Here is a 21,633-nt window from a genome sequence, read left to right as displayed (position 1 = left end):
AGGGGGAGCCTGCTTGAGGAAAAAAGTTGTGATCGTCGGCGGAGGCATCACTGGATTAACAGCAATGTATAACTTACAAAAAAATATTCATGAAAAAAACTTGCCGATTGATACATTACTTATAGAAGCATCGGGTAAACTTGGCGGAAAAATTCAAACCGTTCGAAAAGATGGTTTTACAATTGAGCGCGGACCGGATTCTTTCTTAGCAAGAAAAGAAAGTGCAGCTAGATTAGCGAGAGAATTAGGTCTTGGCGATGAAATTGTAGAAAATACGACTGGTCAATCATTTATCCTCGTAAAAAATCGGTTACATAAAATGCCGAGCGGATCAATGATGGGAATTCCAACGCAAATTACTCCGGTTCTATTTTCCGGGTTATTCTCCCCAATTGGTAAATTAAGAGCTGGTTTTGATCTATTAATGCCGAGATCAAAGCCAGTATCTGACCAATCACTCGGACAATTTTTCAGACATCGTCTTGGAAACGAAGTGGTTGAAAACTTAATAGAACCGTTACTATCGGGTATTTATGCAGGGGATATTGATGAAATGAGCTTAATGTCAACATTCCCGCAAATGTATCAGATTGAGCAGAAACATCGTAGTATTTCGCTCGGTATGCGTACGCTCGCTCCGAAAAAAGAGAAAGCTGAACCGAAAAAGGGAATCTTCCAAACAGTGAAAACAGGTTTAGAATCTATCGTAGAATCTCTCGAAGTAAAGATGCATGAAGGTACGATAATAAAGGGAACTCGCATTGAAAAAGTTGCAAAACAGGGTGATGGTTATACGATTACTCTTAGTAACGGAAAAGAAATAGAAGCGGACGCCATCGTAGTGGCAACTTCGCATAAAGTATTGCCGTCCATGTTTGCTCAGTACAAGCAGTTTCGTTTCTTCCGTAATATTCCATCCACATCCGTTGCCAATGTCGCACTTGCTTTCCAAAAATCCGCAATCCAGCGTGATATTAATGGTACAGGATTTGTCGTATCACGAAATAGCGATTACACGATTACAGCATGTACGTGGACGCATAAAAAATGGCCGCATACAACGCCAGAAGGAAAAACACTCCTTCGTTGCTACGTCGGGCGTGCTGGTGATGAAGCGGTTGTAGAACAAACTGAAGAAGAACTCGTTCAGCTCGTACTAGAAGATTTACGAAAGACGATGGACATTACAGAGGATCCAGAGTTTACAATCGTAAGTCGCTGGAAAGAAGCGATGCCTCAATATACAGTAGGCCATAACGAGCGAATGAAACAGCTCACAACATTTATGGAGAAAGAGTTGCCAGGTATATATACTTGGCAGGTAGCTCCTATGCTGGCGCTGGACTTCCAGACTGTATTAATCAAGGTGAGGAAGCTGCAAAGCGTGTATTATCTCATTTGGAGAAAGTAATAGATGCTGAATTAATCGCACAATAAACGAAACGCCTTCAATCATATTGAAGGCGTTTCGTTTGTTATATAAAATACTTATTCGCCAATAAACATATATAAGTTATTTGGCTTTATAACAGCATCTCCTGCATAAATAACCCACTCTGTTAAGTTATCAAAATCTAAATGATAACTATTTCCTTCACTCATATCTTTTATAAAATATGGTTCATTAATGAGTATTCCTTGAATGAAATCTTCCGTAATGTTTTGCATTTCAAACCACATATGTTCACTTTTTCCTTCTTCGTAGGAGACACCAAACTTAGCAAGGAAACGAAAATCTTCATTTGATTGTTCAATGTGAAAAATGTTGCTGAAATACCCAAAAGTATTTTTCGCATTGTAAGCCATACGATCGGTTTCACTATTTGTTTTATAGAACATGAGCCCTGTAGCTTCCTCGTGTTCTTTGAAAAAACTTTCAATATATTCTTCTGAAGTATTAAATTTGAATAAGAGAACGGATGGAGATTGATGGTATTCATCTCGGGCATCCATTCCGCCTAAGAATGTATTTTGTGCATCTATTGGTTGTAGTTTCACTTCTTCATCTTCGATTGAAGATAATTGGTCCATACTCGTTTTATGCCCTATATAAGATAATCCTTTTTCCCACGGAACAGCGACTGTATGTATAGAACCTTGCTGACTATGCGCGATAACGATAGGCTCATTCATAGGGACTTGTCCATTCTCAACGGCATTATTAGCAAATGTTTGAAAGAGATCGCTAATGCCGTAGTAGGAAGAAATGCGATTTGGAATAATTAACTCTATTTCAGTTACGCCTGCGCTTAAAAGACCATGTGTATGAAACCAATATTGCGTAGGCTCACCGTCTTTATCGTCTTCATAAACGGAATGAATAACGTATAAGTCAGGAATGTCAGGTAATAATTCATTTTCAACGTGATATTCAATATAGCTTCTAGATATCACTTTCATTGCTGCACTTGAATCGATTACAAATAACAAATCTGGGGCGAGATTCCATAAGAACTGTAACTGCTGGAAAAAGCAGTCCAGTACATCGCCTACAAATAGCGTACGAGTGAAAATTTCAGTGCCGAAAGCTGCATCTTCAAAATTACGATCTACGATTGTAGAATCTTGTCTATTGTACATTTTATATCCTTCTGGATCGTTCGGTTCATCAATATGCAGTTCATACGGTATGACTGTTTCACCCATATGTAATTCAACAATAAGGCTTGTCTCATCACTATAAACAATTTTTAAATCATCAACTTTAGTAGCGATTGTTTCTAGTCGCTGTTTTAACTGCTCAATTGTAATTCTAGTTGGTATAACGGCAATCATATCTGAAAAATGACGTTCTAATGTTCCATTCATAGCTGCGCGGTATGTTTCTGTTTGCACTTCCATCCAATCACTCCTATTCAAATGAATCCATTTTACATGCCAATCAAATGTCGATATTTTCTGTTTTCTCTCTCTAACATTATAGAGTGTATTTGTAGAAAGTGTAAAATTATTATTTGGTATTGTAGTTTGAAAGCTTGTAAATTAAATAAATTTTTTGTAAAACTTGTCGAAATATCATTCTATATAACGAATCATTTGTTATGATAGAAATGCTGAGAAAATATGAAATAGAGAGAGGAAAATGGCTGTGAAGAAATTGTTAAGTGTCTTTTTATCATTCTTGCTATTGCTTTCATTTACTGGAACTTTAGCGCAAGCAGAAGAAACTGCTTCTATGTCAGTAGAAAAAGCAATTCAAGTATTTAAGCAGCAAGGGAAAACGAAGGGGATAGTAGAAGGATATATTGTTGGATATACGCAAAGTTCTTCTGAATATACGAAGGATCCAGCTAAGTTTGATGATACAAACGTAGCAATTACAGATTCGCCAAACGAAACGAATCCAGACAAAATCATGCCTGTTCAGTTACCGAAAGGTGATGTGAGAACGGCAGTGAATGTAAAAGATCACCCTGAAAATATCGGGAAGAAAGTTAGTTTGACTGGTACCCTTGAATTATATTTTAGTAACCCAGGTCTAAAATCAGTAACAGCTTATAAGTTTCAAGGTGAAGGACAAAACCGTGTTAGCGATGTAGTAGCTTCACCGAACGGTGGAGAAGTTGCTAAAGGAACAGCGGTAACATTAACGACGAATACAGAAGGCGCAACAATCTACTATACGTTAGATGGCTCTAATCCTACTAATAAAAGCGTTCGTTATAATGGACAAATTATAGTGAATGAAAATAGTGTAGTGAAAGCAATCGCAGAAAAAGAAGGACTTACTCCTTCAGCAATTTCGACATTTTCATTTATTATCGTAAATAATGAACAGGTTCGTATTCATGACATTCAAGGGAAATCACATATGTCTCCTTACAACGGGAAGAAAGTAAACAATGTGGAAGGCGTTGTCACAGCGCTTGATAAAAACGGCTTTTATATAGAAGATAATCAGCCAGATAATGATCCAGCTACTTCAGAAGGTATGTACGTATATAAAAAAGATGCGAATGTAGCAGTAGGAGATCTTATTCAAGTTGATGGAGTAGTAGAAGAATATGTTGGACCAGGATATGCAGAACGATTTGAAACAGACTTAACGACGACTGAAATTAAAGCGAGCCGCGTTGCTGTAATCGCAAAAGATCAATCTTTGCCAGCACCGATTGTACTTGGGGAAAACGGTGTGAAAATCCCGGACCAGATTATTGATAATGATGCATTTGGTTTATTTGATCCAAATGAAGATGCAATCGACTTCTATGAAAGTATAGAAGGTATGCGTGTTACGATGCCAACACCAAAAATTATTACACCTCAGAAAAACGGAAATTTATATGTAACAGTAAAAAATGGTGGAGATAAAATAGTAACACAATATGGCACACCTCTATTAGATGAAAATCAATTAAACCCAGAGCGCCTTTCTGTAAAAGTACCTCGCGATTATGTAGCAAAAGTAGGAGATACTTTTACTGGAGATATAACAGGGGTAGTAGGATATGATTACGGTTCTTTCCGTATTTCGCCAATAACAGAACTGCCAGCTGTAGTGGATGGTGGATTTAAGCAAGTAGGGGCAAATATTCAGCCACGTCTTGATAAGTTAACGGTTGCTACATATAACATTGAAAACTTCTCGGCGAATAAAAAAGAAACAACAGATGAAAAAGTAAAAGCGTTAGCGTATTCTATTAAATACAATTTAAAAATGCCAGATATTATCGGTGTAGAGGAAATGCAAGATAATAACGGATCAATTAATGACGGTACAATAGATGCGTCATTAAGCGCAAAACGTATCATTGATGCAGTTCTAGAAATTCGTGGACCGAAGTATGAGTATGTAGAAATCGCTCCAAACAATAATCAAGATGGAGGAGCACCAGGAGCGAATATTCGCGTCGGCTTCTTCTATAATCCATCACGCGTGAAATTAGCGACGGTACCGAAGTTACTTGATAAGAATGTTGTTCGTATTGGAGACGAAAATCCATTGTTTGAAAGTACACGTAAACCGCTAGCGGCAGAATTTACGTTCCAAGGACAAAACATTGTTGTCGTTGCAAATCACTTAAACTCAAAACTAGGAGATGCAACGCCATTTGGAAAAGTGCAGCCGCTCGTATTAAAGAGTGAAGACAAACGAATTCAGTTAGCACAAGAAGTAAATTATTTCGTGCAAGGAATTCAGAAAAAGAATACAAATGCACCAGTTGTTGTGTTAGGTGATATGAACGATTTCGAATTCTCTAAACCACTAAAAACACTAGAGGGAACAATCTTAAAAGATATGTTAAACACAGTGCCGAAAGAGAATCGTTACACGTACATTCACGAAGGAAATGCACAAGTGTTAGATCATATTTTAGTAACAAACAATATCGCACCACACACAATTGTAGACCCAGTACACTTAAACTCAAACATTATGAAAGAACACGGACGTGTAAGTGACCACGACCCAGTACTTGCTCAAATTGATTTGAAGAAGGCTTCTTAAAGTGGGGAACGCTTAGGTGACTAAGCGTTCTTTTTTTGCATCGTTATAGAATAGTATAAAGAGATGATTCCTTTTTTTGTAATCTAATGATAAAATTGATTGAATATTTAGTTTTTAATAAGGAGGACAACAATGCAGTTACAAATAAATGGAAAGGTAATGAATCAGTTTGCAATTTTTTTAGTACAATCATCATGCTTCAGTTTGTAGCTGATATAACAGGACTTACAAGCAATCTAGATATTACGTATAACTTAATACATACAGCAGCTTCTTATATAACATTTAGTTTGGCGGTTATTTTCACTTTAATAGGTGCAAGAAGAGAATTAAGTAAATATGCAATTGTTTCATTATGTTTAGTTGTAGGTATTAAAGCGATTTATTTTGTAGCGGTCGTTATTTTATGGGGGTTGGCAGGTACGCCATAAGTGAATAGTAAATAAACCCTAATTTCCAATATAGTAAGGAAATTAGGGTTTTATTATACTTGAAACGCTTTTCTACACCGCTCTCTTTTTTGCAGTCTTCTTTTATATTTTTTTCTATCCCGCTTTACTCCTTGTATATACATAAGTAAGCTAACGAAAAGGAAGAAAGCACATTGCGTCATTAAAATATATGGTGACATGCCTTGCAATGGTTGTTTCGGATCATATAAATGAAAAGGTGCTCCGCCTATTGAAGGAAGTATTGTATTTAGCAGGACGTACGGAATGGAGGCGGCTGCGAATGGAAAGAGAATTGCCATATAGTCTTTTTGTGACCATACAGATGCAGCAAGTCCTAAAAGGGCCATTAAACCTGCAAATAAAAAATTAATTCCGATATATACAGCAATGTAAGTGAGAGGCGCATCAAAATATAGGTTTGCGAACATTCCATCAGCATTTATGATGCCTGAACCAACCGTAGGTGTTCCGTCTGGAATGGTTAATTTGCAAAATAATAACGATAAGATGAATGGAAGTGTATAAAGAAATCCTCCGCAAAAAAAAGTAACGATATATTTCGCTACTGAATAAGGAAATATAGAAATCCCCTTACTCACAAACGGTTTAAAACCATCGGACTTATCCGAATTGTAACTTGTACTAAAGGGGAAACTCGCAATAACTGGCATTAATAATAAATAAACATCCATTTCATTGTCGCGAAATCCAATCCATTTTAAATCTGTTGATATAGGACCATTTGCTGCGTTTCCTAAATAACGAATTACATAATAATAGTGATAAATGCAAATAAGAACGAATCCACTAAGCATCATAATTAAAGAAATACGACTACAAAAAGCTTGCTTTATATTTAAACGAAGTGCACGCATCATGACTGAAAAAGCCTCCACTGTTTTGATAAACTTGTCTATTTTCTATATTACTATTAATTGTAAAGATTTTCTTGTTTTTTTATTTGATTATTTGAAAAAAAGGAAATTTGTTGTTGGTAAGTAAGGTTTAGCTGTATATCTCTAGAACATCTTTTCCTTTTCTCTTTTCTTCTGATAAACTATGGAAAGTATGATATACACTGACTGGAATTTTTTTATACTGGAAATAATAAAAAGAGAACTTGTATAGAATGTAAGCGTGTGGTAATATCAAAGATGTACTGATTGACTATATTATCCAATTGGTCATTTTTGGAGGTGATGATGTGGCAATAGATCGAAAACGTTCTATTATTGAGGCTGCAACAAAGTCTTTTTCAGCGTTCGGCTATAAAGCAACAACGATGGATCAAGTAGCGAAGTTAGCGAATGTAGGGAAAGGAACGATTTATACTTTTTTCAAAAATAAAGAAGAGTTATTTGGTGAAATTATTTCTAATTTAATTACAGAAATGAAGCAAGTTGCAGAAAGTGCAATTCGTTCAGATGTTTCATTTTTTGAAAATGTACATAGAGCATTATATAGCATCTTGGAATTTAGAAAAGAACATCAGCTCATGATTAAATTAATTCAAGAAGAGCGCGATATGGGAACGAAAGAAGTACAAGAAGTGATGCAACAAGTTGATGTGGAAATTGTTTCTGTTATTCAATCGTATTTAAAAATTGCGATTGAAAAAGGTGAAATTAGCAAATGTGATCCAGAAATTACAGCATTTATTATGCTTCGTCTATATGTATCGCTTATTTTTGATTGGGAAAAAAATCACGAACCGCTAGAAAAAGAAAAAATTGCAGAGTTATTTGAACTTTATTTACTAAAAGGATTGTCAAACTAAGATAATCCTTTTATTATTATAAAAAATGACCAATTGAACAAAGTGGTCATATATTTATTTTAGGGGGGATAATAGAAATATTCATTTCATAGTAAGGAACAGTTGCATAGTATAAATTCGGGGATAAGGCATATGTATGAATAGGTATAGCCTTTTTATTTGGGAGCAAATGACCATATGAACAATTTGGTCATTCAGAAAGGGGTAGAAATGATGAAATGGAATCAGTTACTTCGTAAAGAGTTTACTGAAATTATAAAAAGCAAAAAAATATTAATTCCGATTATCGCGGTTTTATTCGTACCAATTTTATATGCAGGTATGTTTTTATGGGCCTTTTGGGATCCGTATAAACAGTTAGATGATTTACCAGTGGCGGTAGTCAATTTAGATAAAGGTGCAGTATTTGATGGGAAACCAATTGAGGTCGGAAAAGGGCTTGTTGATAATTTAAAAGATAATACAAGTTTTAAATGGGAATTTGTAAGTGAAAAAGAAGCGAAAAAAGAAATGGAAGGCAGAAAGTATTACATGTTAGTACGCATTCCAGATGACTTCTCAAGTAACGCTACAACGTTATTAAAAGATGATCCAAAACCATTAAACTTAGAATATATCCCAAATGAAAGCTTAAACTTCTTATCTTCACAAATTGGCGGAACAGCCATTGAAAAAATTAAAGGTGAAGTATCAAGTACGTTAACGAAAACATATGCAGAGAAAATGTTTGATTCCATTCAAGACGTCTCAAAAGGATTAGCAGATGGGGCGGAAGGAGCAAGTAAACTACATGACGGATCAAGTGAACTGCATGATGGTTCAAGTAAAGTGACGGGTGGCCTTCATACACTTCAAGGGAAGTCTGGGGAGATGAAGGATGGAGTTGGGAAGCTATTTGATGGATCTGGGAAAGTAACAGCAGGTTTAAATACGTTAAACGGCAAAACAGGTGAGATGCAAATAGGTATCGGAAAATTAGTAGATGGATCCGGAAAAGTAACAGACGGTTTAAATACGTTAAATAGTAAAACCGGTGAAATGAAAAAAGGAATTAGTGAATTGCATGATGGATCTGAGAAAGTAACTAACGGTTTGAGCATATTGGTAAGTAAAACAGGTGGATTAAAAACAGGAACAACTGAACTATCAAATGGTATGGAAAAACTTGCGGGAGGGCAAAGTCAATTAGAGAAAGGTTCTCAAGAAATCCAAAAGGGTTTGCAAGAGTTAAATAATAAAGTACAAAACTCTGTTGCAGGATTAGAGGAAATGCAGTTGAAAGTTCCTGCTATATTGAATACAGTAAATGAGAAAATAGACGGGGCTGGGGCAAATGTAAATCAGTTAAATGAATTTACGCAATCAACAGCAGGAGATGCAAAAACAGCAGCGCAAGAGGTAGCGAATTTACAAAAGCAAATTGAAAGTTTACCGAAAGAGTATCAAGAGCAGTTACAACCATTCATAGCAAGTGCCGTAAAAAGTACAACGACAGTTCAGCAAAAAGCTGCCGGAGTAGCAGGTGGAACAAATAAATTAAATGAAGAAGTAAAACAATTAAAAGGTGAAATCGGTGAAAAGACAAGTGGGATGCAAAGCAAAATGCCGAATCCGGAAGATATAGGAAATTTAACGAGTGGTATCAAAAAATTAGCGAATGCACAAAACGAATTTGTAAGTAAGTTTCATGGATTAGGTGAAGGATTAGGTAATGCTAAAGTAGGTGCAGATCGATTAAAAAACGGATCAGGGCAATTAATTGATGGGGTAAATCAATTGTTTGATGGATCTGGAAAGGTAACAGAAGGCTTAGGTACATTATCTGTAGGAGCAAACCAAATGGCAGGTGGTGTAAATCAATTAGCAGATGGCTCAAGCCAAGTAACAGGCGGTTTAGGTCAATTATCTGTAGGCGTAACGAAATTAGCGGATGGTTCAAGCCAAGTAACAGGCGGTTTAGATACATTATCTGCAGGAGCAGGCCAAATGTCAGGCGGAATAATGCAATTAGCAAATGGCTCTGGCCAAGTAACAACAGGCTTAGGTACATTATCAACTGGCTCAACCCAGCTAATCGACGGCGTAAATAAATTAGCAGACGGATCTGGTAAAGTAACAGATGGCCTCGTAAAAGTAAACGATGGTTCAGGTGAACTTGCTGAGAAACTTGGCGAAGGGGCAGAGAAAACTGGTGAAGTGAAAGGAACAGATAAAACGTATGATATGTTTGCAAGTCCTGTAAAAGTGAAGACGGAGAAAATGGCGGAAGTTCCTAACTACGGAACTGGATTTACACCGTATTTCTTATCACTCGGTTTATTTGTTGGGGCGTTATTATTATCAATCGTTTATCCATTACGCGATACAGTTGGCGTTCCGAAATCTGGATTTAGTTGGTTTATTAGTAAGTTCGGCGTGTTACTATCAGTCGGTATTATTCAAGCGATTGTAGCAGATGTTATATTACTGTTCGGATTAGGTGTAGAAGTACAAAGTATTCCGTACTTCATACTCTTTAGCATCGTTACAAGTTTAGCCTTTATCGCATTAATTCAATGTTTAGTAACAGCATTCGGTGATGCAGGCCGTTTTATCGCCATCATCACATTAATTATGCAGCTTACAACAAGTGCTGGAACATTCCCACTAGAATTGATTCCGAAGTTTTTACAACCATTCAATGCGTGGTTACCGATGACATACTCTGTATCAGGACTGAAAGCAGTCGTATCAAGCGGAGACTTTTACTTCATGTGGCAAAACATAGGAATGCTCATGATCTTTATCGTTGTATTATCACTTGGAACGATCGCTTCCTTAACTTTGATGCACAAACGACAATTTAAAAATGTTGCTGAAAATCAATCGGTTGAAGCATAGATAAAAGCACCTTTTTGGTGCTTTTTTATTTTAATAGAGGGCATCTTTTCCGTAGTTCATCTATAAATCTTTCTAAAAGCTATAGAAACGAAAGAAAAGGAATTACAACAATTTACAGAGAAACATAGGGTAGAGGAGTTGATATGATGAAAGGCAATCTTACTTATTATTTTATCGTAAATCCGCTAATAATCTTTCTTGTTTATGCCCTTTCACCTATATTGTTTGATAAAGAAGTATATACAAGTATGAAAGATGCATTTGGAATACTTACGTTCTACTATGTGTTAATGGGTGGATATTACTTTATTGATATTTTAAGTGAAAAGATAAAGAAAAAAAGTGATAGAGGATAAAAAATGACTGAAAGTGAAATGAAATTCCGCGATACGACCATTCGTAACTTTTTCGATAAAGAGGATCGTTTAAAATCGATTCCAGGTCAAAAGAAGAAAAAACTAGTATTGTTAGAGCATTTAATTAGCAAGTTAGATGCTGGAAATCAATATACAGAAAAAGAAATTAATACATTTATAAAACAATATCATGATGATTTTTGTACAATTAGACGTGAATTTATTGTACATAGGTTTATGGATAGAGAGGATAATATGTACCGTATAAACGGGAGAGAAGTTTGGACGAAGTGGGAGGAGTTAAAATAATGAATCAGCGAGGGGATCCCCGCTGATTATAAGCCTGTGCTAGTCTTGCTGTTTCTTTGTAGTAAGTCTATGAACGCTTCAACATTCGAACTTGTAATGTATCCAAGCGTTATATATTCATCTTCATAGTAAAATATTATTTTTTTGTCAAAGATTCTTCTCTTCGTTTCTATGGATAGAATTTTTTCGTAATCAAATTCGGCAATGAATGTGTTTTTATATTGGCTAAAAAAGAGAAGTCTTTGATTAGTAGCAAGTAACATGCCAGGATATGGGACTTTATGCGTAATCATATAGCCAGTAAGTGAACATTTTAAAGTAGATAAAATCTTTTCTTCTTTATGTAATAGTTGTTTTGCAGCTGTTAATATTGGATTCATTGCATACATTCCTTTTATTTTGATGTATGAATATTGTATCAAGAGTAAAAAGATTCTCAATATGCAATATTGCATATTGGACGTTTTATAGTTTTAATATTATTTTTTAAAAGAAAAAGTACGAGGTGATTCAATGATACGATTAGCAAAAGAGGCTGATGCAGAAGCAATAATGAACATTAGAAAAGAAATTATATTATCGGAAAATACTACAAAGTTTTTCATAGTATCTCCAAAGAAATTACCGAATGATATTGATGCAGAAAGAGAAAAGATACGGAAAAGTAATGAGAAAGGTAATCTTTATATTGTGTATGAAGTAGATTATAAGGTGGTAGGCTTTTTACTTTTCAACCGATATGAACTAGAACGGTTACAACACGCAGGCACAATGGGAATGGGGATTAAAGAGGCGTATTGTAATCAAGGCATCGGCACGAAATTAATTGAATTTCTTATTAGTTGGGCTAAAGGGCAGAAAGGTTTAGAGAAAATTTGCTTAGGTGTAGTTTCTGTTAATGATCGGGCAATTAAAGTGTACAAACGTATGGGTTTTGTAGAAGAAGGAAGGCAACGAAAGCAAATTAAATATGAAGATGGATCATATGGAGATGATGTATTGATGGGCTTTTATATTAAATAAAGAATATATGGTATTAAGAAAAGGAATGTACATAACGTAAATTTCTAAAAGCAGTATATTGCCCCTGCATTAACAGACTTTTACCTATGTATAATATTAATATAGTAAAATCATAACAACCGATATTGCAGTTTCCAATAATATACTATATAATCAATTTAAGAAAACGTTTTCATGCAAAGGGGGAGAATTTCGTGTCGACTATAGAGGACGTGGCGAAATTAGCAGGGTTATCAAGGACAACGGTTTCTAGGGTGATTAATAATCATCCATATGTTTCAGATGAGAAGAAAAAAAGGGTTCAATTAGCAATGAAGCATTTAGGCTTCGTTCCTAATTCTGCGGCGAGAAGGCTTCGTAAACAAAAAACGGAAACAATTGCGGTGCTAGTTCCAAGGATTACAAATCCTTTCTTCAGTAGATTTATTGAAGCAATCGAGATTGCTGCTTCTGAACATAAATATAAACTGATTATTTGTCAAACAAGATATTTACCGGAAAAAGAGATGGAGTATTTACAATTATTATCTACGAAACAAGTAGATGGGATTATTCTATGTTCACTAGAAAATCCGTGGGAAGATGTAGAGCCATACTTACAGCACGGTCCAATCGTGTTGTGTAATGAATATATTGAGGAAGCAAATATTCCAACAGTGAAGTTTGATCATGCGCAAGGAGCATACATAGCTGCGAAGCATGTGTTAGATCAAGGATATCGTAATCTTATTTTTTGCCGTGGTAACGAAACCAAAGTCGTTAGCCAGCAGCGAAAAATGGGCTTTTTACGTGCAATAACTGAGAAGAGCCGCCAAGTAGAAGCGATTGACTTTCTTGAAAACGCTTTCTCTTGGGAAGATGGAAAACGAATATTCCATGAAGTATTAAAGGACAAAAAAAATCCTACCGCGATTTTGGCAGGAGGCGATGAGGTAGCAGCTGGAATTATCTCAGAGGCGAAACGCCATAACTGGAGCATTCCAGATGATCTTGCTGTTATCGGTTTTGATAATCAAATATTATCGCAGATTACAGAACCAGGTATTACGACAATTGAACAGCCAATTGATGAAATGGCCCGAAAAGTTGTCGACCTAATGATGGATAAAATCCATACGAAAAATTATCGAAAAAAAGAATTGTATGAGTTTGAACTGGAGCTCTTGGTGAAAGGTTCAACGATGAAGGATAAGATGTTATTAGCCTAGTAGACTATGTCTGCTAGGTTTTTTTATGTTCACAAACTACTATTCTTCGTGAACGCAATCGTCACATTTGTTATGGTATGCTTCGTGCTGCTCATCAATTTCTTTCCCGCAGTGTGCGCAAGTTTTCGTCGGTAAATTTCTGAAAAACTCCATTGGTTGATCGATCATGTCAATCCCTCCATTTCCATTTCTTACTATCATTATATTAGTACAAAAAATAAAAGTCAACAACTGTTTTATAACAAAATTGAAAATTAATGAAAAAGTTTAGGAAATGGATTATAGTTAACAATGTAGGATGTAAGTAAAACATGCATTTCTACTCGGTTTTAGAAAGGATGGATACATATGAAAATGACTGTTGTCGGCTTTTGGGGCGGCTTTCCAGAAGCGGGAGAAGCAACGTCGGGGTATTTGTTTGAACACGATGGTTTTCGTTTACTTGTAGACTGTGGTAGTGGTGTACTAGCACAGCTTCAAAAATATATAACACCATCTCATATAGATGCAGTTGTACTGTCACACTATCATCATGATCATGTTGCGGATATCGGGGTATTGCAATATGCGAGATTAATTATGAGCGGGGCGAAGGGGCAACTACCGGAATTACCAATATACGGCCATACCTTTGACGAGAATGGATTCCATTCTTTAACACATGAACCACATACGAAAGGAATCGCGTACAATCCAGAAGAAACACTTCAAGTTGGACCGTTCTCGATTTCGTTCTTAAAAACTGTTCATCCTGTTACATGCTTTGCGATGCGTATTACAGCTGGAGATGATGCTGTAGTATACAGCGCGGATTCAAGTTATATTCCTGAATTCATTCCATTCACGAAAGATGCTGATCTTTTCATTTGTGAGTGTAATATGTATGCACATCAAGAGGCTGCAAAAGCAGGGCATATGAATAGTACAGAAGTAGCAAGTATTGCAAAAGATGCAAATGTAAAAGAACTTTTATTAACGCACTTACCGCATACAGGCAACCCATCTGATTTAGTAACAGAAGCAAAACAAATTTTCAGTGGCCACATTACGCTAGCGCATAGTGGCTACGTATGGAACTCATGAGGTGATACGATGTTATTTATTGATAATAAAGGAATTACAGATCCTAGAATAAACTTAGCGATTGAAGAATATTGTGTGAAAAATTTAGATATTAACGAACCTTCGATTATCATTGGTAAAAACCAAAACACAGTAGAAGAAATTAATGCAGATTACGTAAAAGAAAAAGGTATTCATGTTGTTCGTCGTCTATCAGGCGGAGGCGCAGTATATCATGATTTAGGAAACTTAAACTTCAGTTTTATTACGAAAGATGATGGAGACAGTTTCAGCAACTTCAAAAAATTTACAGAACCTGTAACGAAAGCGCTTAGTAAATTAGGCGTAAATGCAGAACTAAGTGGTCGTAACGACATTTTAGCTGAAGGTAGAAAAATTTCAGGTAACGCACAGTTCGCAACGAAAGGTCGTATGTTCAGCCACGGTACGTTACTATTTGACTCTGAAATCGATCACGTCGTATCAGCGTTAAAAGTAAAAATGGATAAGATTCAATCAAAAGGAATTAAGTCAATCCGTAGCCGCGTTGCGAACATTACAGAGTTCCTAAACGAAGAAATGACGACAGAAGAGTTTAGACAACTTCTTCTAGAAACAATTTTCGAAGGAGAAACAGAAATCCCAACGTATGAATTAACAGAAGAGGATTGGAAAGCAATCCATAAACTTTCTGAAGAACGTTACCAAAATTGGGATTGGAACTACGGAAAATCACCGAAGTTCAACTTACAACATTCACACCGCTTCCCAGTTGGACAAGTTGACGTTCGTCTTGAAGTGAAAAAAGGAACAGTAACAGAATGTAAAATTTACGGCGACTTCTTCGGTTCACTAGATGTTCATGATATCGAAGAGCGTCTAACAGGCGTTCAGTTCGATAAAGATGCATTCACTGCAGCTTTAGAAGGCGTAGATATCGCACGCTACTTCGGTAACATTACAACAGAAGATTTCTTACATTTATTCTTCTAAAAATGAGGGAGGCTTCCATAACGGGCAGCCTCTTTCTTTTTTGCGTAGATTGTCAGGTTTTGTCGGTAAGTCGATATATTTGGAAAATCGCTGATATAAATTGAGTTGCGCTGATATATTTGGAAAATCGCCGATATAAACCGAGTTGCGCTGATATATTTGGAAAATCGCCGATATAAATCGAGCTGCGCTGATATAACTGAAAAATCGCTCATATAATTTCATTTACCACAAAACATAAAATCACAGGACATTTGCCCCTCGTAAAGGAATATATATATTCAAAAGGAGGCGGATCGAAATGAAAAGGGTAATGTACGTTGTATTATTACTCAGCTTAGTTATCGGAATGACAGCGTGTAGCAGTGGATCGCACTCAAGTCGTACAATTTTGTCTATCGGAAAACCAGCGGAGGATAATGTCATATATTTTACGCATACAGATAACAAACGAAAGATACATGATATACAAGACATGTTTCAAAATAAGAAGTGGAAAAGAAATGAAACATTCAGCACTGTTAATAAAACATCAGATGTCGTCTTATCAATAGATGAAGACAATATAGGGTTACCGGCATTATATGTTACAGTTTATTTTCATGAAGATGGAGCGGATGCTCTTAACTTGCACGGAGAGCATACGACGTTAAATAAAGAGGAACTTAATAAACTTAGAGAAAAGATGAATGCATATTATCCTAAAATGATTTCTGGTCTAGTTTCATAAATTACATGCGAACAAAATTCCCTTATCTTTCCAAAGTAAACTAAGAGAAGGTGATCTGTCTATATGCAGTTAATAGAATATCACTTGCTACTTTAATTTTCTTTTAATATAATTAATTTAGAATTTTTAAATATTCTAAATTTTATAAAGGTGGGGTTTTTGTGAATCTCGTTCAATCTTTGGCTGAAACGGCAAAAAAGAAGGGGGAAAAACCGGCTTATATATTTATGGATCAGTCGGTCTCATATGACCAATTAAACAAAATGGTCACAAGGTTTTCTAGCAATTTAGCAGAAATGGGCATTGGAAAAGGGGACAATGTCGCATTAGTTGTTGGGAACTCACCACATTTTTTGGTCGGTTTATACGGAACAATGAAAGCCGGAGCAACTGTTATTCCAGTTAATCCAATTTATACAGCAGACGAAATGCATTATATTTTACAAAATGGAGATGTAAAAACAATCATCGTACTCGACGTCCTTCTACCTGTTATACAATCTCTTACAACAAGACTTCCTTCATTAGAAAACATCATCATATGTGAAACCTCATCAGATTTTAACCATACAGAAACCGAAAAAATGAAAACGTTTACTAGTTTTGTGGGGACTGGAGATACAACTTACGAAGGTCCTGAACTAGATGAAGAAGATGTAGCGGTTATTCTATACACTTCGGGCACAACTGGAAAACCGAAAGGCGCTATGTTAACACATAAAAATTTATATAGTAATGCGAACGATGTGGCGTCGTATTTACAATATACGGCTGATGACCGCGTTGTTGCGGCACTGCCTATGTTCCATGTATTCTGTTTAACAGTTGCGGTAAATGCACCGATTGTGAACGGGGCAACGATTTTAATGTTACCGAAATTTAGTCCGAAAGAAGTATTCCGTATTTGTCGCACGTACGAACCAACGATCTTTGCTGGCGTACCGACGATGTACAATTATTTATATTTATTTGAAGAAGCAAGCGCAGAAGATGTGAAGACGCTTCGCCTTTGTATTTCCGGTGGTGCATCGATGCCTGTTGCTCTTCTGCAAAACTTTGAAAAACGTTTTAACGTTATTGTTTCAGAAGGATACGGTTTATCAGAAGCATCACCAGTTACTTGTTTCAATCCGCTAGATCGTCCTCGGAAACCAGGATCAATTGGCACAAATATTTGGCATGTAGAAAATAAAATTGTAAATGAACTTGGGGAAGAGGTACCTGTCGGCGCAGTCGGTGAATTAATTGTTCGCGGACCTAACGTTATGAAAGGATACTATAATGCACCAGAAGATACAGCTGCGACATTGAAAGACGGCTGGCTATATACAGGTGACTTGGCGAAAATGGATGAAGAAGGTTACTTCTATATCGTGGATCGTAAAAAAGATATCGTCTTAGTTGGCGGTTATAACGTATACCCTCGTGAAGTAGAAGAAGTATTATATACGCACGAATCAGTAGCGGAAGTTGTCGTAATCGGTGTTCCTGATGAAAACTTAGGAGAAGCTGTGCGAGCGTACGTCGTTTTGAAGCAAGCAAACGTAACAGAAGAAGAACTAATGCATTACTGTACGTTACATTTAGCGAAATATAAAGTGCCGAAAAGCATTGAGTTTTTAATAGAATTGCCGAAGAATACGACGGGTAAGTTGTTAAGAAGAGCATTGAGAGAGAAAGCGATGCAAGTGTAAAAATGAGGCAACCATCTTTGGAGGTGGTTGCCTCATTTTTTTTGTATTGATTAAGCGGTGGTGCCATATATTTAAACCTGTATATGACCAACAAGGAGGGGACATACGTAGATCAGAAGAAATTAACGCTTACGTCGGGTGCAATATCTTATTTGTGAAATTATGGATGAACTCTGAAAGTGATAAGAACGGTAATTTTAATCAAAATGGAGTAGTGGACTGTGAATCAATGGCTACGGTGTTAGTAAATGCATATAAATTAGAATGGAATGAAAATAGTAAGTTACCAAAAGAATTTGCTGATTTGAAAAATCATTGGGCTCAACGTATGCCAATATTTTAGTTTAATAAGAAAATTCAAATTCCAAGTTGACACATGTGAATTACAGAATTAAAATGAAAAGAAATCGAATAGAATACATTAGAAGCTAATCAGATAAACTGAAGGCGCACAATGTTCACATTTGTGAATATATTGTGTGCCTTTTTCTATTGTATAAACTAAGGGGGCTTAACGATGAAAAAGTGGGGTAAGACAGCGTTTATGAAAAGTACAGGTGTTTTATTATCAGCAGTTGTACTTTTATCAGGGTGTGGTTCGGCAACATCCACTAGTAATTCTGAAGGAAGTGGAGATAAAAAAACAGTTGAGCTTTTAAATGTTTCTTATGATCCAACGAGGGAGTTATATCAAGATTTCAATAAAGATTTTGCGAAGTATTGGAAAGAGAAGCACGGGCAAACAGTAAATGTAAAACAATCACACGGGGGATCTGGAAGTCAAGCGCGCTCTGTTATTGATGGCTTAGAAGCAGACGTTGTTACACTAGCACTTGCTTATGATATTGATGCGATTAGTAAGAAAAAACAATTAGCAGAAGATTGGCAGAAGCGACTTGCGAATAATTCCACTCCATACACGTCAACAATTGTATTTCTTGTTCGAAAAGGAAACCCGAAAGGTATTAAAGACTGGGATGATTTAACGAAAAAAGGTGTGTCTGTCATTACACCAAACCCAAAAACATCAGGCGGGGCACGTTGGAACTATTTAGCGGCGTGGGGATACGCACTGAAAAAATATAATAATAGTGAAGATAAGGCGAAAGAGTTTGTTAGCCAAATTTATAAAAACGTAGAAGTATTAGATTCAGGAGCGCGCGGAGCAACGACAACATTTGTTGAAAAAGGAATTGGTGACGTATTAATCGCATGGGAAAATGAAGCGTTATTATCCCAAAAAGAGCTTGGAAAAGATAAATTTGAAATTGTAACCCCTTCTATTAGTGTACTTGCAGAACCACCAGTAGCGGTTGTAGATAAAGTCGTTGATAAAAAAGGAACGAAAAAAGTAGCAGAAGGGTATCTTGAATATTTGTACTCAGAAAAAGGACAGGAAATTGCGGCAAAAAACTTTTATCGTCCACGTAATGAAAAAGTAGCAGAAAAATATACATCTCAATTTCCGAAAGTTCAATTATTTACAGTAGATGAACTATTTGGTGGCTGGAAAAAAGCGCAGGAGAAACACTTTAATGACGGCGGCGTATTCGATAAAATTTATCAAAAATAATGCGTACTGCTAAAGGGGGATGAGGTGAAAGAGGATGAGGAAGAAACGTGTTTTACCAGGGTTTGGATTATCGCTTGGATTTACAATGTTGTACATGAGTTTATTCGTACTTATACCACTTTCTATCGTATTTATTCAAACTTCACAGTTAGGTTGGAAGAAGTTCGCTGGGGTTATAACGAACGAGCGTGTGTTGCATTCCTATCAAGTTAGTTTTACAACTTCATTTGCAGCTGCTATTGTAAATGCCATTTTCGGTTTATTAATAGCATGGGTGCTCGTACGCTACAAATTTCCAGGAAAAAGACTATTAGATGGACTCATTGATTTACCGTTTGCACTTCCGACAGCTGTAGCTGGTATTACACTTACAACGCTTTATGCGGAAAATGGATGGATTGGGAAAATATTTAGTCTGTTTCATATAAAAGTAGCTTTTACACCACTCGGAATTATCGTTGCGCTTACTTTTATCGGTTTACCATTTGTCGTTCGAATGGTGCAACCAGTGCTGCAAAATATTGATAAAGAAGTAGAAGAGGCAGCTTCGAGTTTAGGTGCATCCCGCTTACAAATATTTGTGAAAATCATTTTACCAGAAATCTTTCCCGCTCTTCTTGCCGGTTTTTCACTCGCATTTGCAAGAGCATTAGGAGAATACGGATCTGTCGTTTTCATCGCAGGTAATATGCCGATGAAAACAGAAATTGCACCACTGATGATTATGACGAAACTAGAACAATATGATTACGCGGGGGCAACAGCTGTAGCGACCGTGATGCTTATTATTTCCCTCCTTTTCCTTCTTCTTATTAATATGATTCAAAGCTGGAGTAGAAGGCATGAACTAAAAAGTGAATAGGAGGAGAGAAAATGGAACCAACATTATTAGAAAAGAAAATAGTAAAAAGCGTATCAGCTAAAAAAGAATCTAAGCTTGTACCAGGCATATTAATTACGATTACAGTTTTATTTTTATCTCTCTTTCTATTACTGCCACTCATAACTATTTTTCTAAAAGCCTTTGAAAGAGGGATGGATGTATACATTGCTGCTATTACAGATCAAGAAGCATTTTCAGCAATTAGGTTAACGCTTCTCGTTACGTTAATCGTTGTACCGCTGAATACGGTATTCGGAATCGCAGCGGCATGGCTTATTACAAAGTTTCAGTTTAAAGGAAAACAAGTATTACTCTCTCTTATTGAACTGCCGTTTGCTGTGTCACCAGTTATCGCAGGATTAGTATTCGTTTTACTTTTCACACCGAGGGGTGCTCTTGGCGAATGGTTACTTGAACATGGAGTGAAAATCATTTTCTCTGTACCAGGTATTATTATCGCAACAATCTTTGTAACCTTCCCGTTCGTTGCACGTGAATTAATTCCGGTTATGCAGGCGCAAGGGAAAAGTGAAGAAGAGGCAGCTTTATCAATTGGCGCAAGTGGCTGGAAAATGTTTTGGCGCGTTACGCTTCCAAATATAAAATGGGGTCTTTTATACGGCATGATTCTATGTAATGCCCGTGCTATCGGTGAGTTTGGAGCCGTTTCTGTCGTATCAGGTCACGTGCGTGGCATTACGAACACGATGCCGCTCCATATTGAAATTTTGTACAATGAATATCAATTTTCAGCAGCATTTGCAGTAGCGACGTTAATGTCATTAATTGCAGTGTTTACACTCGTTATAAAAAATTGGATTGAATGGCGAATGGAAAAACGACAATAAGGGGGATTACGGTGAGTATTCAAATTCAAGGTGTATCAAAGCAATATGGTACATTTCAAGCATTAACAGACATTCATTTGGATATTCCAAAAGGTGGTGCGACACGTTCCTAAGTGAAAAGCTTAGGCACTGTCGGACAATTGTTCAACAGTGAACTTTCATTCCGAGTTGTCAAATGATAGGGTAACGCCTTGAAGGGCACCTCTAATATTCCGACATGCGGTTAGATTGGCAAGAGTCTAACGGTTTGAAGCTCGGGGAAGTCGGCTGAGAGCTACCGTAAGTTAAAATACACGAAAGCTGTCCAGAGGTGGGTGGTGTAGCTTATAGGCCGGGGGTCTACAAAACACTTATGGTTAGAATGCACGATGATGCAATCGCGAACTTTGAAAGTGC

Annotated in this window: 19 protein-coding genes and 3 pseudogenes; 18 read left to right on the top strand and 4 right to left on the bottom strand. The window is 36.5% G+C overall.

Annotated features, from left to right (window positions below; all coding sequences use genetic code 11):
• Positions 1 to 13: 13 nt before the first annotated feature.
• Positions 14 to 1,437, top strand: a pseudogene (hemY, locus tag MR169_RS18805) (protoporphyrinogen oxidase).
• Between the two features lie 51 nt (positions 1,438 to 1,488).
• Here the strand turns inward: hemY and MR169_RS18800 are convergent.
• On the bottom strand, positions 1,489 to 2,841 hold the full coding sequence (locus MR169_RS18800; RefSeq protein ID WP_242319826.1) for a DUF4026 domain-containing protein: 1,353 nt from the start codon (positions 2,839 to 2,841) through the stop codon (positions 1,489 to 1,491).
• Positions 2,842 to 3,082: 241 nt separating this feature from the next.
• Between MR169_RS18800 and MR169_RS18795 the strand changes: the two genes are divergently transcribed.
• Together MR169_RS18795 and MR169_RS18790 are read left to right on the top strand one after the other, a co-directional pair.
• Entirely contained in the window at positions 3,083 to 5,449 is a 2,367-nt protein-coding gene (locus MR169_RS18795) for a DUF6359 domain-containing protein (RefSeq protein WP_242319825.1), read from the top strand.
• A gap of 132 nt (positions 5,450 to 5,581) precedes the next feature.
• Positions 5,582 to 5,880 (top strand): annotated as a pseudogene (locus MR169_RS18790) (hypothetical protein).
• 53 nt (positions 5,881 to 5,933) lie between these two features.
• Here MR169_RS18790 and MR169_RS18785 read toward each other — a convergent pair.
• Entirely contained in the window at positions 5,934 to 6,779 is an 846-nt protein-coding gene (locus tag MR169_RS18785; RefSeq protein WP_000984174.1) for a hypothetical protein, read from the bottom strand.
• 326 nt (positions 6,780 to 7,105) lie between these two features.
• On the opposite strand from MR169_RS18785, the gene MR169_RS18780 reads away from it, so the two are divergent.
• The 4 genes from MR169_RS18780 to MR169_RS18765 all read left to right on the top strand — a co-directional run bounded on the left by MR169_RS18780 (position 7,106) and on the right by MR169_RS18765 (position 11,223).
• The gene (locus tag MR169_RS18780) at positions 7,106 to 7,678 is read left to right on the top strand and encodes a TetR/AcrR family transcriptional regulator (protein WP_000963381.1); all 573 of its coding nucleotides are present in this window, start codon (positions 7,106 to 7,108) and stop codon (positions 7,676 to 7,678) included.
• A 213-nt stretch (positions 7,679 to 7,891) separates the two neighbouring features.
• Positions 7,892 to 10,558, top strand: coding sequence for a YhgE/Pip family protein (locus MR169_RS18775; protein WP_242319824.1), 2,667 nt, complete (start codon positions 7,892 to 7,894; stop codon positions 10,556 to 10,558).
• A 143-nt stretch (positions 10,559 to 10,701) separates the two neighbouring features.
• Positions 10,702 to 10,914, top strand: a complete 213-nt coding sequence (locus MR169_RS18770) for a hypothetical protein (protein WP_016117390.1) — start codon at positions 10,702 to 10,704, stop codon at positions 10,912 to 10,914.
• A 3-nt stretch (positions 10,915 to 10,917) separates the two neighbouring features.
• Positions 10,918 to 11,223, top strand: coding sequence for a DUF2087 domain-containing protein (locus tag MR169_RS18765; protein WP_000140286.1), 306 nt, complete (start codon positions 10,918 to 10,920; stop codon positions 11,221 to 11,223).
• A 26-nt stretch (positions 11,224 to 11,249) separates the two neighbouring features.
• Here the strand turns inward: MR169_RS18765 and MR169_RS18760 are convergent, their stop codons facing one another.
• Entirely contained in the window at positions 11,250 to 11,603 is a 354-nt protein-coding gene (locus MR169_RS18760; RefSeq protein WP_001068220.1) for a PH domain-containing protein, read from the bottom strand.
• A 133-nt stretch (positions 11,604 to 11,736) separates the two neighbouring features.
• Here MR169_RS18760 and MR169_RS18755 point away from each other — a divergent pair, with 133 nt between their 5' ends.
• Positions 11,737 to 12,246: a GNAT family N-acetyltransferase gene (locus MR169_RS18755; protein ID WP_000620018.1), complete on the top strand. Its 510-nt coding sequence runs from the start codon at positions 11,737 to 11,739 to the stop codon at positions 12,244 to 12,246.
• A 194-nt stretch (positions 12,247 to 12,440) separates the two neighbouring features.
• A complete protein-coding gene (locus MR169_RS18750) occupies positions 12,441 to 13,454 on the top strand; it encodes a LacI family DNA-binding transcriptional regulator (protein WP_000103715.1) in 1,014 nt (337 codons plus the stop codon).
• A 39-nt stretch (positions 13,455 to 13,493) separates the two neighbouring features.
• Here MR169_RS18750 and yhfH read toward each other — a convergent pair whose 3' ends face one another.
• Positions 13,494 to 13,622 carry a protein YhfH gene (gene yhfH, locus MR169_RS18745; protein WP_000567010.1) on the bottom strand — a complete coding sequence of 43 codons (129 nt, stop codon included), beginning with the start codon at positions 13,620 to 13,622 and terminating at the stop codon, positions 13,494 to 13,496.
• Between the two features lie 180 nt (positions 13,623 to 13,802).
• Between yhfH and MR169_RS18740 the strand changes: the two genes are divergently transcribed.
• From MR169_RS18740 to MR169_RS28360, 9 genes and pseudogenes are all read left to right on the top strand, one after another.
• The gene (locus MR169_RS18740; protein WP_000784680.1) at positions 13,803 to 14,537 is read left to right on the top strand and encodes an MBL fold metallo-hydrolase; all 735 of its coding nucleotides are present in this window, start codon (positions 13,803 to 13,805) and stop codon (positions 14,535 to 14,537) included.
• A 9-nt stretch (positions 14,538 to 14,546) separates the two neighbouring features.
• Complete coding sequence (gene lplA / locus MR169_RS18735) at positions 14,547 to 15,509, top strand: lipoate--protein ligase (protein WP_242319823.1); 963 nt, start codon at positions 14,547 to 14,549, stop codon at positions 15,507 to 15,509.
• Positions 15,510 to 15,810: 301 nt separating this feature from the next.
• Positions 15,811 to 16,239, top strand: coding sequence for a hypothetical protein (locus MR169_RS18730; protein WP_242319822.1), 429 nt, complete (start codon positions 15,811 to 15,813; stop codon positions 16,237 to 16,239).
• Positions 16,240 to 16,400: 161 nt separating this feature from the next.
• Positions 16,401 to 17,933, top strand: coding sequence for a fatty acid--CoA ligase family protein (locus MR169_RS18725; RefSeq protein ID WP_001055200.1), 1,533 nt, complete (start codon positions 16,401 to 16,403; stop codon positions 17,931 to 17,933).
• A gap of 166 nt (positions 17,934 to 18,099) precedes the next feature.
• Entirely contained in the window at positions 18,100 to 18,276 is a 177-nt protein-coding gene (locus MR169_RS18720) for a hypothetical protein (protein ID WP_001999272.1), read from the top strand.
• A 174-nt stretch (positions 18,277 to 18,450) separates the two neighbouring features.
• A complete protein-coding gene (locus MR169_RS18715; protein ID WP_000758703.1) occupies positions 18,451 to 19,506 on the top strand; it encodes a sulfate ABC transporter substrate-binding protein in 1,056 nt (351 codons plus the stop codon).
• Between the two features lie 34 nt (positions 19,507 to 19,540).
• The gene (cysT, locus tag MR169_RS18710) at positions 19,541 to 20,368 is read left to right on the top strand and encodes a sulfate ABC transporter permease subunit CysT (protein WP_001227879.1); all 828 of its coding nucleotides are present in this window, start codon (positions 19,541 to 19,543) and stop codon (positions 20,366 to 20,368) included.
• A gap of 11 nt (positions 20,369 to 20,379) precedes the next feature.
• On the top strand, positions 20,380 to 21,237 hold the full coding sequence (cysW, locus tag MR169_RS18705) for a sulfate ABC transporter permease subunit CysW (protein ID WP_242319821.1): 858 nt from the start codon (positions 20,380 to 20,382) through the stop codon (positions 21,235 to 21,237).
• An 11-nt stretch (positions 21,238 to 21,248) separates the two neighbouring features.
• A pseudogene (locus tag MR169_RS28360) lies at positions 21,249 to 21,332 on the top strand (sulfate ABC transporter ATP-binding protein); the annotation flags it as partial.
• Positions 21,333 to 21,633 lie beyond the last annotated feature (301 nt).

Source organism: Bacillus cereus group sp. BfR-BA-01349 (assembly GCF_022663795.1).
Lineage (GTDB): Bacteria > Bacillota > Bacilli > Bacillales > Bacillaceae_G > Bacillus_A > Bacillus_A cereus.
This window is presented reverse-complemented; position numbering and strand designations above follow the sequence as displayed.

Coding starts and splice junctions, on each gene's coding strand:
- MR169_RS18760 (WP_001068220.1), bottom strand. CDS start 11,603: ATGAATCCAATATTAACAGCTGCAAAACAACTATTACATAAAGAAGAA.
- MR169_RS18740 (WP_000784680.1), top strand. CDS start 13,803: ATGAAAATGACTGTTGTCGGCTTTTGGGGCGGCTTTCCAGAAGCGGGA.
- MR169_RS18765 (WP_000140286.1), top strand. CDS start 10,918: ATGACTGAAAGTGAAATGAAATTCCGCGATACGACCATTCGTAACTTT.
- MR169_RS18720 (WP_001999272.1), top strand. CDS start 18,100: ATGAACTCTGAAAGTGATAAGAACGGTAATTTTAATCAAAATGGAGTA.
- MR169_RS18755 (WP_000620018.1), top strand. CDS start 11,737: ATGATACGATTAGCAAAAGAGGCTGATGCAGAAGCAATAATGAACATT.
- MR169_RS18770 (WP_016117390.1), top strand. CDS start 10,702: ATGATGAAAGGCAATCTTACTTATTATTTTATCGTAAATCCGCTAATA.
- MR169_RS18785 (WP_000984174.1), bottom strand. CDS start 6,779: ATGATGCGTGCACTTCGTTTAAATATAAAGCAAGCTTTTTGTAGTCGT.
- MR169_RS18730 (WP_242319822.1), top strand. CDS start 15,811: ATGAAAAGGGTAATGTACGTTGTATTATTACTCAGCTTAGTTATCGGA.
- MR169_RS18800 (WP_242319826.1), bottom strand. CDS start 2,841: ATGGAAGTGCAAACAGAAACATACCGCGCAGCTATGAATGGAACATTA.
- lplA (WP_242319823.1), top strand. CDS start 14,547: ATGTTATTTATTGATAATAAAGGAATTACAGATCCTAGAATAAACTTA.
- cysW (WP_242319821.1), top strand. CDS start 20,380: ATGGAACCAACATTATTAGAAAAGAAAATAGTAAAAAGCGTATCAGCT.
- MR169_RS18795 (WP_242319825.1), top strand. CDS start 3,083: ATGGCTGTGAAGAAATTGTTAAGTGTCTTTTTATCATTCTTGCTATTG.
- MR169_RS18715 (WP_000758703.1), top strand. CDS start 18,451: ATGAAAAAGTGGGGTAAGACAGCGTTTATGAAAAGTACAGGTGTTTTA.
- MR169_RS18775 (WP_242319824.1), top strand. CDS start 7,892: ATGAAATGGAATCAGTTACTTCGTAAAGAGTTTACTGAAATTATAAAA.
- cysT (WP_001227879.1), top strand. CDS start 19,541: ATGAGGAAGAAACGTGTTTTACCAGGGTTTGGATTATCGCTTGGATTT.
- yhfH (WP_000567010.1), bottom strand. CDS start 13,622: ATGATCGATCAACCAATGGAGTTTTTCAGAAATTTACCGACGAAAACT.